This is a genomic window from Pusillimonas sp. MFBS29, from assembly GCF_020687695.1.
Taxonomy (GTDB): domain Bacteria; phylum Pseudomonadota; class Gammaproteobacteria; order Burkholderiales; family Burkholderiaceae_B; genus Pusillimonas_C.
The window spans coordinates 304205-316990 of record NZ_JAJEWL010000003.1; the positions used below are offsets into that span (position 1 = coordinate 304205).

Consider the following 12786-nt stretch of genomic DNA (forward strand, 5'->3'; position numbering starts at 1 on the left):
AATGGCGCAACTGTTTCAAACCTGCGATTATACAATAGCAGTTAAATTAACCGTACCAGGTAATCATTGTGTCCATTTTACATCGCGCTTCATTCACCGTTTCGGCCGCACGCCTTGACCAGCTGCCGCCGCCCACAACGGCTGAAGTCTGTTTTGTCGGCCGATCAAATTCGGGCAAATCGTCAGCCATCAATGTGCTGACCAACCAGCGTCGCCTGGCCTTTTCCAGTAAAACGCCAGGCCGCACCCGCCTGATCAACCTGTTCGGCATCCCCGATCCGGTCGAACAGGGTGCGTTCCTGGGCTTCCTGGTCGACTTGCCCGGCTACGGCTACGCTTCCGTTGCACGCGAGGCGCGTGAAGAGTGGGCCGACGTCCTTGGCGGATACCTGCGCACCCGATCATCGCTGGCCGGCATCGTCATGCTGATTGACATACGCCGTGGCGTCACCGAACTCGATCGTCGCCTGGCCGACTGGATAGCCCCAACCGGCACGCCCGTACTGGCTTTGTTGACCAAGGCCGACAAATTCCCTTATGGTCAGCGCATCAAGGCCGTCCAGGCAGTCAAGAAGCAGCTTGCCGATATCGGAGCCCTGAATGCCATGCCGTTTTCAGCCACCCACCGCCTGGGTCTGGACACGGCAACCGCTCAAATTGAAAACTGGATTTCCCCAAAGGTAGTGCCATGACTTCTTTTCTTCCTTTCAGCAACTTCCCCTCGACCCGCCTGCGCCGCAATCGCCGCGACGATTTTTCCCGCCGGCTGGTGCGTGAAAATGTACTGACGACCAACGATCTGATCTATCCCGTTTTCGTCATGGAAGGCCGGGGCGTGCGTGAACCAGTGCCTTCCATGCCAGGAGTCGTGCGCTATTCCCCCGATACACTGCTCGAGGCCGCCGAAGAATGCGTCAGCCTGGGTATTCCGGTGTTGGCACTGTTTCCAGTCATTGATCCCGGCCTGAAAACGCCCGACGGCGCCGAGGCCGCCAACCCGGAAGGGCTGGTGCCCCGAGTTGTAGCCTCGCTCAAGCAACGCTTTCCCGAACTGGGCATACTGACCGATGTTGCCCTTGACCCTTACACCAGCCACGGGCAAGACGGCATCATCGACGAAGACGGTTATGTACTGAATCAACCCACCGTCGAGATGCTGGTACGCCAGGCGCTGGTACAGGCACATGCCGGCGTCGACATCGTCGCACCCAGCGACATGATGGATGGCCGTATCGGCGCCATACGCATGGCGCTCGAGGCCGACCAGTTCATCTACACACGGATCATGGCGTATTCGGCCAAGTATGCCAGCGCTTTCTATGGCCCGTTCCGTGATGCAGTCGGATCGGCCGCCAACCTGGGCAAGTCAAACAAATCCACCTACCAGATGGATCCGGCCAACCGCGAAGAAGCCTTGCGTGAAGTGGCAGCCGACATCCGTGAAGGCGCCGACATGGTGATGGTCAAGCCCGGCCTGCCCTACCTCGATGTTCTGCGTGATGTGAAGGATGCCTTCGGTATGCCGACCTATGCGTATCAGGTCAGCGGGGAATACGCGATGATCAAAGCTGCCGCAGCAAATGGCTGGCTGGATCATGACAAAGTAATGATGGAATCGCTGCTCGCATTCAAGCGCGCAGGCGGCGACGGGATTCTGACTTATTTTGCGGTGGCCGCCGCCAAGTTGCTGAAGGAGAAATAAGCACCTCTCTCAGGCGTCCTGTCGATGCGGGCATGTATCTTGCTTTACCAAGGGTTTATTAACGGGGAACCATCCCTGCCTTTAGGAGCGACGTATGAGTAATCATGTTTACAAGCATTTGGCACTGACAGGTTCGTCGACTGTCGGGATTGAAGACGCGGTCAATACTGCGCTACAGAAGGCCAATGAAACGGTGCGCAATATTCAGTGGTTTACGGTAACCGAAACGCGGGGCCACGTTATCGACGGGAAGGTGGCGCACTGGCAAGTGACCATAGACGCAGGGTTTACGTTGGAGTAGGCGGTTGCCGGCTTTGTACCGTTCACCGGTTTCTTTTGGGCCGTTTGCTATTTTTGTACCGTTGACTGGTTGCTTGCGACGCGGTCGCGATGTTTGTACCGTTGACTGGTTGCTTGCATGGTGTGGGTGTCTGGGCCGGACTGTGCTCCGATCGCTGCGCCCCCTGCCGGGGGTACCCTTGCAGGCGCCATTCGGCGGGGTCGGGCCTGAACTCGCCATCCATCAGCCGCCTGTGGGCTGATGGATGACTCAAACAGCAGGCCCTCTTGCGCCCCGCCGCCTGCCCCCCGCTGCGGCTTGCTCAAACATCGCCCAGCCCGGCCCAGACACCCACACCACACCATGAAACACCAGCGGTCAACGGTACTTTTTGTGGGGCAGCGGCCTATTTGGGGCAGTTGGTTGGCGCGTGACACTGTTTACGGATTCACGGCACCGCGCCAACCGTGGCGATTTCCCTTCGGATATTCACCATTCTAAAAAGGCATGTGTGGCTGGGGCTGCGTAGGCGCCTCGCGCACGCCGTTCAATTCACGCTGACCGGAGAGGCAAGATCGCAGTTGTGTGAGCGCCGGTTTTCGGGCCACCGGCCCGACGGCGCGAGTTCTGCGATCGCTCCGGGCAGCGTGAATTGAACGGGAAACCCCGGCACAGCCGGGGTCGTGGCGCGTGAAGCCGGAGTGGCCCCAGCCACATATGCCTTTATTTAGAACGGGGGTAATGTCCATCCGCGAACACCTCGCCATTGCGCCATGAATGGGCGTGCGCGAGGCGCAGCCAGGGACGTAGCGCGTGAAGCCGGAACGGCCCCTGATACGCATGGCTTTCTTTAGAACCCGAAAACCCCGTCAAACTCCAAATGCTTTCGTTGAACAGGGAAATATCAATATCCCCAGACAATTCCACAATTACTTGGCATCACTCAACAGCAAACTACCCAGCGCAGACGACCTGCCACCCGATAACACCCTGTCCAGCACCGCACCGAAATCGCGGGCATTCTTGAACCCCACCACCCGTGCATCCGCCAATTGCTGACCATTCCGGTCAAAGAAAATAATTCCCGGAGGCCCGAACAGATTGAAGCGCTTCAGCAAAGCCCTGTCATCGTCCGTATTCCTGGTCACATCAGCCTGCACCAGCAGCAACTGCGACATCTGCGCCGCCACCCCCGGATCAGTAAATGTGAATTTCTCCATCTCCAGGCACGACACACACCAGTCTGCATAAAAATCCAGCATGACCGGTCGATTGGTATTCGCCAGCAGATTATCCAGCTCGGCAACCGAACGAACCTGAGTGAACTGCTTCTTGACCCCATCAGGATCCAGACCAGCCGGCACACTGCCGCCAACCACCGCTGGCGCAGCAAAAGGTGCGAGCGGGCGAAGCAGCTCGCGACCACCGGCCGCCATACCCACAATCAGGATTACAGCCCATAGCGCCAGCAACAGACCCACCGCCTTGTTCAGATATCGGCCCGCTCCCGCACCGGCCGGCACCGCCTCGAATGCACCCATCATGGCCGCGCTCCACAGGGCCAGCACGGCCCAGCCCAGCAACATGAGCCAGGCCGGCAGGATGGAGTTGACCATCCACCAGGCGGTTGCCAGCAGCAAAACGCCAAACAATCGCTTGATGCCATTCATCCACGGGCCTGCCTTGGGCAGCAACACACCCGATGTAGCGCCAACCGCCAGCAGCAGCAGGCCTTCGCCCCAGGCCATGGCAAACAGGGCCGTTCCACCCAGGACCAGGTCCCCCGTTTGTGAAATGAACAGCAGCACACCCGCCAGCGGCGCCGCCACGCAAGGCCCCACGATCAATGCCGACACCATGCCCATAAGGAAAACGCCGCCATAGCGCCCGCCAGGCAAACGTGCCAGGCGATGATTAAGTGCGGACTGCATGGCCGCAGGAGCCTGCACGGTAAACAGGTCGAACATCGCCAGTGCCAGCACGGCCAGCATTATGGCGAACACAGACAATACCCAGGGAGTCTGCAACCAGTTGGCCAGGCTGGCTCCGATCAGGCCTGCGGCAATGCCCAGCGCGGTATAGACCAGCGACATACCCAGTACGAACATCGCGGCCAGGGATAATCCTCGCCAGCGCGACACCTGCTTCTGCTCGCCCGCGTTGCCGGCCAGTATGGCAAGCAGTATGGGAACCATGGGCAGTACACACGGCGTGAACGACAACAGCAGTCCCAGCAACAAGGACGGGAGAATAATTTCCACCCAGCCGGCGCTGGCCAGATAGGATGCGAATCCGGTATCACCGAGCTTCAGGGCGCTGCCCATGCCGGCCTGACTATTCTGTGCGGCAATCGCGGCAAGCTCGGCCTGTGAGCGCGGTGCAGGAACGCTGGCTGCCACGTACTGCCCCTGAGCCTGATAACCACCCGCCACCGGCGTCAGCCGGATTTCCTTGGTCATGGGCGGATAGCACAGCCCCGCATCGGCACAGCCCTGACTCGTCACGGCAATGGTAAAGGGTTGCCCCGTACCTTGCGTCAGGGGCAAACGGACCGTGACCTGGTCATAATAAACCTCGAGGTCCTTGTCAAAGGTCGGGTCGTACTTGACGATGCCGGCAGGATAAACCGGCTGGCCCACTGCCGATGCAGAGGGCTGTGGCTCGACGGCGAACTCGAACCGTTCGCGGTACATGTAATACTTGGGGGCGATCTGGAAATGGATGTCCAGCGTATCAGGCATCGAGCTTGCCGCCGACATGACAAACGCGACTTCCGGATCAAGAAACTCTTCTTCAGCCTGCGCAGTGGCCGGCTGCAGCAAAAGGACTGCCAGCAGTACGCTGAAAAGCGCCGCCACGATCAGGAACACGCGCCGCGTGGACGTGGCCATTCCGATCAGGCCATCCGTCGTTGCGACCGGTGTCGTGTTGTAGCTTCGCGGCATGTACTGCATGAACTTTCCTTTAACCCTGTACTTGCGCACGAACCCATTCCAGGTAGCTGACAGAACCGCCCAGAACGGGCAGCACGAGCACTTCCGGGACTTCGTAGGGGTGCAGGCTCATCAGTCGTTCGATGAGTTCCTGAGCCCGCGATCCCGTGGTCTTGATGGTCAGGGGAACTTCTTCGGCGCCTTCAAGCTCTCCCTGCCACATGTACATAGACAAGCCGGCAACGCCAAGGTTCACACAGGCGGCCAGATGCTCTTCAACCAGCACATGCGCAATTCGCTTGGCGAGCAGCATATCGGGGGCGTTGCTGAGTATGACCACTACATCGTGGTCGGCGTATAAGGAAGTCACGGGCAGGACCTTTTCCAAGTAACTGAAGGCAAACGATTTTACCCCGGACGCTCCCATCCCGCCTTGCGCTCGCGCAAGTGCCCCGGCCCGGGCAACAGGCATTAAAAAACGGGCCTGAGCCCGTTTTCATGATGATGCCGGAATATTTATTCGGCTTCGACTTCTTCGACCTCAGGACGGTCAACCAATTCCATGAATGCCATTGGAGCATTGTCACCCTGACGGAAGCCCATTTTCAGGACGCGGGTGTAGCCGCCGTTACGCTCTTTGTAGCGAGGGCCGATTTCGGCAAACAGCTTGACCACTGCATCGCGATCGCGCAGACGGGCAAAAGCCAGGCGCTTGTTGGCCAGGGTAGGCTCTTTGCCCAATGTGATCAGCGGCTCGACAACGCGACGCAGTTCTTTGGCTTTAGGCAAAGTGGTTTTGATGGCTTCGTGAGTAATCAGGGAAACGGCCATGTTGCGGAACATGGCAAGACGGTGACTACTGGTGCGATTGAGTTTACGCAATCCACTGCGATGACGCATGATGTTTTCCTTATGAATCTAAATTGGCAGGCAATCCTGCCGGTTAACCGGATCTTCTATCAGCCAGGCTGCGGTCCGGGTGAGGGCGAGACTTTAGCACATTTTCAGTGCCTGGTCCTGGTTACTGCGGGCTGCCCGGGGGCGGCCCGCTTACTGCGTTCAGGGACGTTCCAGACCCAGAGGTGGCCAGCTCTCGAGCTTCATGCCCAGAGTCAGGCCGCGTGCGGCAAGAACTTCCTTGATTTCGTTAAGCGACTTGCGGCCCAGGTTCGGAGTCTTGAGCAGCTCGTTTTCGGTGCGCTGGATGAGATCGCCGATGTAGTAGATGTTTTCGGCTTTCAGGCAGTTGGCCGAACGTACAGTCAGTTCCAGATCGTCGACCGGGCGCAGCAGCACGGGATCGATCTGCTGAGCAGCACGCGACGGGGTATCGTCGTATGCATCGCCGGCGCCTTCCAGGGCAGCGAATACCGAGATTTGGTCCATCAGGATGCGGGCCGATTGACGAACAGCTTCTTCGGGCGACAGCACGCCATTGGTTTCGATATCGAGCACCAGCTTGTCGAGGTCAGTGCGCTGTTCAACACGGGCGCTTTCTACGGCGTAGCTGACACGACGCACAGGGCTGTACGAGGCGTCGAGCAAAATACGACCGATGGTGTGGGTACGATCATCCGACAAGGCACGGACGTTACCGGGCACATAGCCACGACCTTGCTCAACCTTGATCTGCATTTCGAGCTTGCCGGCGTCGGTCAGGGTCGCGATAACGTGATCGGGGTTGATGATTTCAACATCGTGCGGCAATTCAATGTCGCTGGCCAGCACTTCGCCGGCGCCCTGCTTGCGCAGCACCAGAGTCACTTCTTCGCGGTTATGCAGCTTGAACACCACGCCTTTCAGGTTCAGAAGGATATCAACCACGTCTTCCCGAACACCCGCAACGGTGGAGTACTCGTGAACCACGCCGGTCATCTGGATTTCGGTCGGCGCGTAGCCGGTCATGGACGAAAGCAAAATGCGGCGCAGGGCGTTGCCCAGGGTGTGGCCATAGCCACGCTCGAACGGCTCCATCACGACGCGTGCGTGATTCTTGCCTACAGGTTCGACTTCGATCGAACGGGGTTTCAGAAAACCTTGAGACAGCATGTGTATTCCTTTTCAATACCCTCGGCTCGTTACACCGATAAGGCTGACGGACTGACCAGTAAACCGACGTGGCAAACCGGTGAATGAACCGCAAAGCCCACTTTCCGGACCAGGCCGGAAAAGTGGGCGATAAGCGGAGTTACTGCAATACTGCGATTAGCGCGAGTACAGCTCGACAACCATCGATTCGTTGACGTCACGGGCGACATCAGCGCGATCAGGAGCTTGCTTGAACGTACCGGTGAGCTTGCTTGCGTCGACTTCAACCCACTGGGGCAAGCCCTGGCCGGTGGCCAGATCAAGCGACTCACGAATACGCAGCTGAGCCTTGGCCTTTTCACGAATCGAGATGACGTCACCAGCCTTGACCAGCATGGAAGCGATGTCGGCGGTACGGCCGTTCAGCTCGATAGCACGGTGGTTAACCAGCTGACGTGCTTCGGCGCGAGTGGAGCCAAAACCCATACGGTAAACGACGTTGTCCAGACGCGATTCCAGCAACTGAATCAGGGTCTCGCCTGTGTTGCCACGGCGACGCTCAGCTTCAGCAAAATACTTGCGGAATTGCTTTTCCAGAACACCGTACATGCGCTTGAGCTTTTGCTTCTCGCGCAGCTGCACACCGTAATCGGAGGTGCGAGCACCCGATGTACGGCCGTGCTGACCGGGTTTGGACTCGATTTTGCATTTCGAGTCGAGTGAGCGACGAGCGCTCTTCAAGAACAAATCTGTACCCTCGCGACGCGAGAGTTTGCATTTAGGTCCAATATAACGTGCCAAGATGCTTCCCCTTAGATGCGACGACGCTTGGGCGGACGGCAGCCGTTATGCGGCACGGGCGTGATGTCTGAGATGCTGGAGATTTTGATACCCAGCGCATTCAGTGCACGCACGGACGACTCACGGCCGGGGCCGGGCCCTTTGATGCGAACTTCTAGTGTTTTGATGCCATATTCCAACGCTACGCGACCTGCCGACTCGGCTGCCACCTGGGCGGCAAACGGTGTGGACTTACGCGAGCCCTTGAAACCTGCACCACCCGAGGTTGCCCAGGACAAGGCATTGCCCTGACGATCGGTAATGGTGATGATCGTGTTGTTGAAGGACGCGTGAACGTGCGCAATGCCGTCCGAAACGCTCTTCTTGATTTTTTTGCGTACGCGCGATGCGCCGCTGTTGGAAGCTTTCGCCATCTTCTATTCCTCGATTATTTCTTCAGGGAAGCAGCAGCGCGGCGCGGCCCCTTGCGGGTGCGGGCGTTGGTACGGGTACGTTGACCACGTACGGGCAAGCCACGCTTGTGGCGCATGCCCCGATAAGTTCCCAAGTCGATCAAACGTTTGATCGAAAGTTGTACTTCGCGACGCAAATCACCTTCAACCGTGAACACACCAACGTGTTCGCGGATACGCTCGAGTTCAGCGTCGGTCAGATCCTTGACCTTTTTGGAAAGCTCGATACCAGCGGATTCGCAGATTTTGCGAGCGCGAGTGCGACCAATACCAAAAATCGCGGTAAGACCGATTTCGGCGTGTTGATGCGGCGGAATGTTGATGCCAGCAATACGGGCCATGACTGTTCCTTGTTAAATCCGTTGCGCCAGGCTTAGCCTTGACGCTGCTTGTGACGTGGGTCGGTGCAGATGACGCGCACCACGCCGTGACGTTTAATGATCTTGCAGTTGCGGCAGATCCGCTTTACCGATGCCATTACCTTCATGGTTGACTCCTAGTTTCCTGTAACCGGCCGCTTATTTAGAGCGGAAAACAATTCTGGCACGCGACAGGTCATAGGGCGTGAGCTCCACTGTGACCTTGTCACCCGGCAGAATCCGGATGTAATGCATACGCATCTTGCCTGATATATGGCCCAGCACTACGTGGCCGTTCTCGAGTTTGATGCGAAAAGTTGCGTTGGGAAGGTTCTCGAGAACCTCTCCTTGCATTTGTATGACGTCGTCCTTTGCCATATCTTTTTACCGCATGGGCAGCCCGGTACCCTTGAAGTTCGCCTTCTTGAGCAACGAGTCGTATTGATGAGACATCATGTAGGCTTGCGCCTGGGCCATGAAGTCCATGGTAACCACCACGATAATCAGCAGCGATGTGCCACCAAAGTAAAACGGTACATTCCAGCGTGCCTGCATAAGTTCTGGCAACAAACATACCAGCGTTATATACAAGGCGCCTGCCAGGGTCAGTCTCATCAGTATCTTGTCGATATAGCGAGCGGTCTGGTCACCTGGCCGGATACCCGGAACGAATGCACCACTTTTCTTCAGATTATCTGCGGTTTCACGACTATTGAATACCAACGCTGTATAAAAGAAGCAAAAGAAAATAATAGCGGCGGAATACAACGTAATGTATAGCGGTTGTCCGGGCGACAGCACGGCAGCCAGATCGCCCAGCCAGCGCATATTCGGATTACTGGAGAACCAGCTGGTCACCGTGGCGGGCAGCAAGATGATGGACGAAGCGAAGATGGGAGGAATGACCCCGGACATGTTCAGCTTCAGCGGCAAGTGTGAACTTTGCCCGCCATAAATCTTGTTGCCGACCTGACGCTTTGCGTAGTTGACGGTAACGCGGCGCTGACCGCGTTCGACAAACACCACAAAGTAGGTAACAGCGATAACCATCACGAATATGAACAGTGCCGACAATACCGACATGCTGTCCGTACGGACCAGGTCGAGCATTCCAGCCAGCGCACTGGGCAAGCCAGCAACAATACCGGCGAAAATCAGTATGGATATACCATTGCCCAAACCACGCTCGGTAATCTGCTCGCCCAACCACATCAGGAACATCGTGCCGGTTACCAGCGTAACTACGGTGGTAAAGCGGAACAACATGCCCGGATCAATGATCAGACCTGGCTGGGATTCAAGCGCAACCGAAATACCCACAGCCTGTATCAGGGCCAGGAACACCGTGCCGTAGCGGGTGTACTGGGTAATCTTGCGACGACCCGACTCACCTTCCTTTTTGATCGCTTCCAGTGTCGGTACCACCACCGCCATCAGTTGCATGATGATGGATGCGGAAATGTAGGGCATGATGCCCAGCGCGAAGACTGAAAAACGCTCGAGTGCGCCACCGGAGAACATGTTGAACAGACCCAGAATACCGCTCTGGTTCTGTTGGAACATGTCGGCCAGCGCATCAGGATTGATGCCCGGAACGGGAACGTGAGTTCCCAGACGATAGACCACCAAGGCGAGAATCAGGAACACAATACGGCGTTTCAAGTCGCCGTATTTGGGCCCTGTCTTACTCTGTGCCTGAGCTTTAGCCACCGTTGCCCCTTAAGCCAGCGAACCGCCGGCAGCTTCGATTGCGGCGCGAGCGCCGGCCGTTGCTGCAATGCCCTTGAGTGCAACCTTGCGCGTCAGTTCGCCGGACTTGATGACCTTGGCGTAACGAACGGCCTGGCCCACCACGCCTGCCTGCTTGAGGACTTGCACGTCGACTTCATCGACAGGCAGACGCTCGAGGTCGGACAGACGCACTTCGGCGAACAGGTGCTGACCCAAAGGCGTGAAACCACGCTTGGGCAAGCGGCGTTGCAAAGGCATTTGACCGCCTTCAAAGCCGACTTTATGGAAACCGCCGGTACGCGATTTTTGTCCTTTATGGCCACGGCCACCGGTTTTACCCAGGCCCGAGCCTATGCCACGACCAACACGGCGGCGAGCATGTTTGCTGCCTTCTGCCGGCGATAGCGTATTAAGTTGAGTTTCTGACATCCCGATTCCTTTCAGGCTTCCGAGACGGTAACGAGGTAATCCACTTTACGGATCATCCCACGCACCTCGGGCGTATCGACCAACACACGGCTGCTGTTAATGCGACCCAGGCCCAGACCACGCACGGTTGCGCGGTGGTCTGCTTTGGTGCCGATTACAGAGCGCACGAGAGTAACTTTGATTTGCTTCTGTGCCATGACTTACCCCAGAATTTCTTCTACCGACTTGCCGCGCTTGGCAGCTACTTCGGCAGGAGTCGAGCAGGCACGCAAGCCGTTAAGCGTTGCGCGGACCAGGTTGTAAGGATTGCTGGAGCCGAGGCTCTTTGCAACCACGTTACGAACGCCCATCACTTCGAAAATAGCGCGCATCGGGCCGCCGGCAATAACACCGGTACCTTCTGCTGCTGGCGAAATGAGAACGGTAGAGGCTCCGTGCTTGCCAACGACGGTGTGATGCAGGGTACCGTTCTTGAGCGATACCTTGACCAGACCGCGGCGCGCCTGTTCCATTGCTTTCTGTACAGCGACGGGTACTTCACGGGCTTTTCCTTTGCCCATGCCGATACGACCATCGCCATCACCCACTACGGTCAAGGCAGCAAAGCTCATGGTGCGACCACCCTTGACCACTTTGCTGACGCGGTTGACCGCAATCATTTTTTCACGCAAGCCGTCGTCGTTTTCTTTTTCGGCGGCTTGCCTGCCTTGTGCTTTAGCCATTTGACAATTCCTTGCTTAGAACTTCAGGCCGGCTTCACGCGCGGCGTCGGCCAACGCTTTGACGCGGCCATGATAACGGAAGCCCGAACGATCAAAGGCAACCAGCTCGATACCGGCAGCTTTTGCTTTTTCGGCTACGCGCTTGCCGACCACGCCGGCAGCGGCAACGTTACCGCCGTTGACATTCTGGCTAGCGAGCTCTTTGCGCACTTCGGGCTCGAGCGTGGAAGCGCTGACGAGCACACGATCGCCTTCCGGCGAAATAATATTTGCGTAAATGTGCAGATTCGAGCGGTAAATCGAGAGGCGATGTACACGCAGCTCCGAGATTTTCCGACGAGTCGCAACAGCACGACGCAAACGGGAGATTTTCTTGTCCATAATTCGTCCTTGCCTGCGCGCTTATTTCTTCTTGGTTTCTTTCATGATGACGCGTTCATCGGCGTAACGCACACCCTTGCCCTTGTAGGGTTCGGGTTCGCGGTAAGCACGAATCTCAGCTGCCACCTGACCAACGACCTGCTTGTTGGCACCCTTGATGACGATCTCGGTTTGAGTGGGGCACTCGACCTTGATGCCGGCGGGCATGCTGTGAACGATGTCGTGTGAGAAACCAAGCTGCAACTTCAGGGCCTCGCCTTGAACCTGAGCGCGGAAACCCACGCCAACCAGATTCAAACGACGCTCGAAGCCTTTGCTGACGCCAGTTACCATATTGGCAACCAATGCGCGCACTGTACCCGACATGGCCTTGGCCTGGCGGGAATCGTTGGCAACAGCAAATGTCAGTTGGCCGTCTTCCTGGCGAACGACAACGTCGCCCGTCAGCTCTTGTGTCAGGGAGCCCAGAGGACCCTTGACGGAAATTTGACCCGCGCTGATCGTAGCTTCTACGCCTTGAGGTACGGGAACGGGGTACTTAGCAATACGTGACATGTGATTCTCCTTATGCCACGTAGCACAGCACTTCGCCGCCCACGCCATTGGCGCGTGCTTTGCGATCGGTCATGACACCGCGCGGAGTCGACACAATGGCAACGCCCAGACCATTCATAACCTGAGGGATGGTCTTGCTGCCCTTGTAGATGCGCAGCCCGGGACGGGACACGCGGTCGATACGCTCGATGACCGGACGGCCAGCGTAGTATTTAAGGGTGATCTCGAGGACAGGCTTGGCCTTGTCGCCCACGATCTGGAAACTGTCGATATAGCCTTCGTCTTTCAGCACGGCAGCAATAGCTACCTTAAGCTTCGAGGAGGGCATGCTTACCGACGTCTTGTTGACTTGTTGTGCGTTACGCACACGGGTCAACATGTCGGCGATGGGATCGCTCATGCTCATGTGTATT

General features: G+C 57.3%; 19 protein-coding genes. 3 read left to right on the plus strand and 16 right to left on the minus strand.

Annotated features, from left to right (window positions below; translation table 11 throughout):
- Positions 1-68 precede the first annotated feature (68 nt).
- The 3 genes from yihA (at position 69) to LKR43_RS06465 (ending at position 2003) form a co-directional block, all read left to right on the plus strand.
- A complete protein-coding gene (gene yihA, locus LKR43_RS06455) occupies positions 69-692 on the plus strand; it encodes a ribosome biogenesis GTP-binding protein YihA/YsxC (protein ID WP_227683180.1) in 624 nt (207 codons plus the stop codon).
- Positions 689-1702 (plus strand): porphobilinogen synthase, encoded by a 1014-nt coding sequence (hemB, locus tag LKR43_RS06460; RefSeq protein WP_227683182.1) that lies wholly within the window; start codon positions 689-691, stop codon positions 1700-1702. The genes yihA and hemB overlap by 4 nt, the downstream gene beginning before the upstream one ends.
- 94 nt (positions 1703-1796) lie before the next feature.
- Complete coding sequence (locus LKR43_RS06465; RefSeq protein ID WP_227683183.1) at positions 1797-2003, plus strand: dodecin; 207 nt, start codon at positions 1797-1799, stop codon at positions 2001-2003.
- Positions 2004-2911: 908 nt separating this feature from the next.
- On the opposite strand, the gene dsbD is transcribed toward LKR43_RS06465, so the two are convergent.
- From dsbD to rpsH, 16 genes are all read right to left on the minus strand, one after another.
- A complete protein-coding gene (gene dsbD / locus LKR43_RS06470; RefSeq protein WP_370632079.1) occupies positions 2912-4873 on the minus strand; it encodes a protein-disulfide reductase DsbD in 1962 nt (653 codons plus the stop codon).
- A 73-nt stretch (positions 4874-4946) separates the two neighbouring features.
- Entirely contained in the window at positions 4947-5285 is a 339-nt protein-coding gene (cutA, locus tag LKR43_RS06475; protein WP_227683186.1) for a divalent-cation tolerance protein CutA, read from the minus strand.
- A gap of 146 nt (positions 5286-5431) precedes the next feature.
- Positions 5432-5815: a 50S ribosomal protein L17 gene (gene rplQ / locus LKR43_RS06480; RefSeq protein ID WP_227683188.1), complete on the minus strand. Its 384-nt coding sequence runs from the start codon at positions 5813-5815 to the stop codon at positions 5432-5434.
- A 159-nt stretch (positions 5816-5974) separates the two neighbouring features.
- Positions 5975-6964, minus strand: a complete 990-nt coding sequence (gene rpoA / locus LKR43_RS06485; protein ID WP_227683190.1) for a DNA-directed RNA polymerase subunit alpha — start codon at positions 6962-6964, stop codon at positions 5975-5977.
- A 156-nt stretch (positions 6965-7120) separates the two neighbouring features.
- Entirely contained in the window at positions 7121-7744 is a 624-nt protein-coding gene (gene rpsD, locus LKR43_RS06490) for a 30S ribosomal protein S4 (RefSeq protein WP_227683192.1), read from the minus strand.
- An 11-nt stretch (positions 7745-7755) separates the two neighbouring features.
- Complete coding sequence (gene rpsK / locus LKR43_RS06495; RefSeq protein ID WP_013743934.1) at positions 7756-8157, minus strand: 30S ribosomal protein S11; 402 nt, start codon at positions 8155-8157, stop codon at positions 7756-7758.
- A 14-nt stretch (positions 8158-8171) separates the two neighbouring features.
- Positions 8172-8537, minus strand: coding sequence for a 30S ribosomal protein S13 (gene rpsM / locus LKR43_RS06500; RefSeq protein WP_013743935.1), 366 nt, complete (start codon positions 8535-8537; stop codon positions 8172-8174).
- Positions 8538-8569: 32 nt separating this feature from the next.
- Complete coding sequence (gene rpmJ, locus LKR43_RS06505) at positions 8570-8683, minus strand: 50S ribosomal protein L36 (RefSeq protein WP_003805360.1); 114 nt, start codon at positions 8681-8683, stop codon at positions 8570-8572.
- Positions 8684-8714: 31 nt separating this feature from the next.
- Complete coding sequence (gene infA, locus LKR43_RS06510) at positions 8715-8933, minus strand: translation initiation factor IF-1 (protein ID WP_227683194.1); 219 nt, start codon at positions 8931-8933, stop codon at positions 8715-8717.
- Between the two features lie 6 nt (positions 8934-8939).
- Entirely contained in the window at positions 8940-10265 is a 1326-nt protein-coding gene (secY, locus tag LKR43_RS06515; RefSeq protein ID WP_227683195.1) for a preprotein translocase subunit SecY, read from the minus strand.
- A 9-nt stretch (positions 10266-10274) separates the two neighbouring features.
- A complete protein-coding gene (rplO, locus tag LKR43_RS06520; protein WP_227683196.1) occupies positions 10275-10715 on the minus strand; it encodes a 50S ribosomal protein L15 in 441 nt (146 codons plus the stop codon).
- Between the two features lie 11 nt (positions 10716-10726).
- Entirely contained in the window at positions 10727-10912 is a 186-nt protein-coding gene (rpmD, locus tag LKR43_RS06525; protein ID WP_227683197.1) for a 50S ribosomal protein L30, read from the minus strand.
- 3 nt (positions 10913-10915) lie between these two features.
- On the minus strand, positions 10916-11437 hold the full coding sequence (rpsE, locus tag LKR43_RS06530) for a 30S ribosomal protein S5 (RefSeq protein ID WP_227683198.1): 522 nt from the start codon (positions 11435-11437) through the stop codon (positions 10916-10918).
- A gap of 15 nt (positions 11438-11452) precedes the next feature.
- Positions 11453-11818 (minus strand): 50S ribosomal protein L18, encoded by a 366-nt coding sequence (gene rplR, locus LKR43_RS06535; RefSeq protein ID WP_227683199.1) that lies wholly within the window; start codon positions 11816-11818, stop codon positions 11453-11455.
- Between the two features lie 21 nt (positions 11819-11839).
- Positions 11840-12373 (minus strand): 50S ribosomal protein L6, encoded by a 534-nt coding sequence (gene rplF, locus LKR43_RS06540; protein ID WP_227683200.1) that lies wholly within the window; start codon positions 12371-12373, stop codon positions 11840-11842.
- Between the two features lie 10 nt (positions 12374-12383).
- Entirely contained in the window at positions 12384-12779 is a 396-nt protein-coding gene (gene rpsH / locus LKR43_RS06545; RefSeq protein ID WP_227683202.1) for a 30S ribosomal protein S8, read from the minus strand.
- Between the last annotated feature and the right edge of the window lie 7 nt (positions 12780-12786).

Excerpts from the sequence above, each read along its gene's own strand:
- rplR (WP_227683199.1), bottom strand. The coding sequence starts at position 11,818 with ATGGACAAGAAAATCTCCCGTTTGCGTCGTGCTGTTGCGACTCGTCGG.
- rpmD (WP_227683197.1), bottom strand. The coding sequence starts at position 10,912 with ATGGCACAGAAGCAAATCAAAGTTACTCTCGTGCGCTCTGTAATCGGC.
- LKR43_RS06465 (WP_227683183.1), top strand. The coding sequence starts at position 1,797 with ATGAGTAATCATGTTTACAAGCATTTGGCACTGACAGGTTCGTCGACT.
- rpoA (WP_227683190.1), bottom strand. The coding sequence starts at position 6,964 with ATGCTGTCTCAAGGTTTTCTGAAACCCCGTTCGATCGAAGTCGAACCT.
- rplO (WP_227683196.1), bottom strand. The coding sequence starts at position 10,715 with ATGTCAGAAACTCAACTTAATACGCTATCGCCGGCAGAAGGCAGCAAA.
- rpsH (WP_227683202.1), bottom strand. The coding sequence starts at position 12,779 with ATGAGCATGAGCGATCCCATCGCCGACATGTTGACCCGTGTGCGTAAC.
- infA (WP_227683194.1), bottom strand. The coding sequence starts at position 8,933 with ATGGCAAAGGACGACGTCATACAAATGCAAGGAGAGGTTCTCGAGAAC.
- rpsM (WP_013743935.1), bottom strand. The coding sequence starts at position 8,537 with ATGGCCCGTATTGCTGGCATCAACATTCCGCCGCATCAACACGCCGAA.
- rpmJ (WP_003805360.1), bottom strand. The coding sequence starts at position 8,683 with ATGAAGGTAATGGCATCGGTAAAGCGGATCTGCCGCAACTGCAAGATC.
- rpsE (WP_227683198.1), bottom strand. The coding sequence starts at position 11,437 with ATGGCTAAAGCACAAGGCAGGCAAGCCGCCGAAAAAGAAAACGACGAC.
- hemB (WP_227683182.1), top strand. The coding sequence starts at position 689 with ATGACTTCTTTTCTTCCTTTCAGCAACTTCCCCTCGACCCGCCTGCGC.
- dsbD (WP_370632079.1), bottom strand. The coding sequence starts at position 4,873 with ATGGCCACGTCCACGCGGCGCGTGTTCCTGATCGTGGCGGCGCTTTTC.
- rpsK (WP_013743934.1), bottom strand. The coding sequence starts at position 8,157 with ATGGCGAAAGCTTCCAACAGCGGCGCATCGCGCGTACGCAAAAAAATC.
- rplQ (WP_227683188.1), bottom strand. The coding sequence starts at position 5,815 with ATGCGTCATCGCAGTGGATTGCGTAAACTCAATCGCACCAGTAGTCAC.
- rplF (WP_227683200.1), bottom strand. The coding sequence starts at position 12,373 with ATGTCACGTATTGCTAAGTACCCCGTTCCCGTACCTCAAGGCGTAGAA.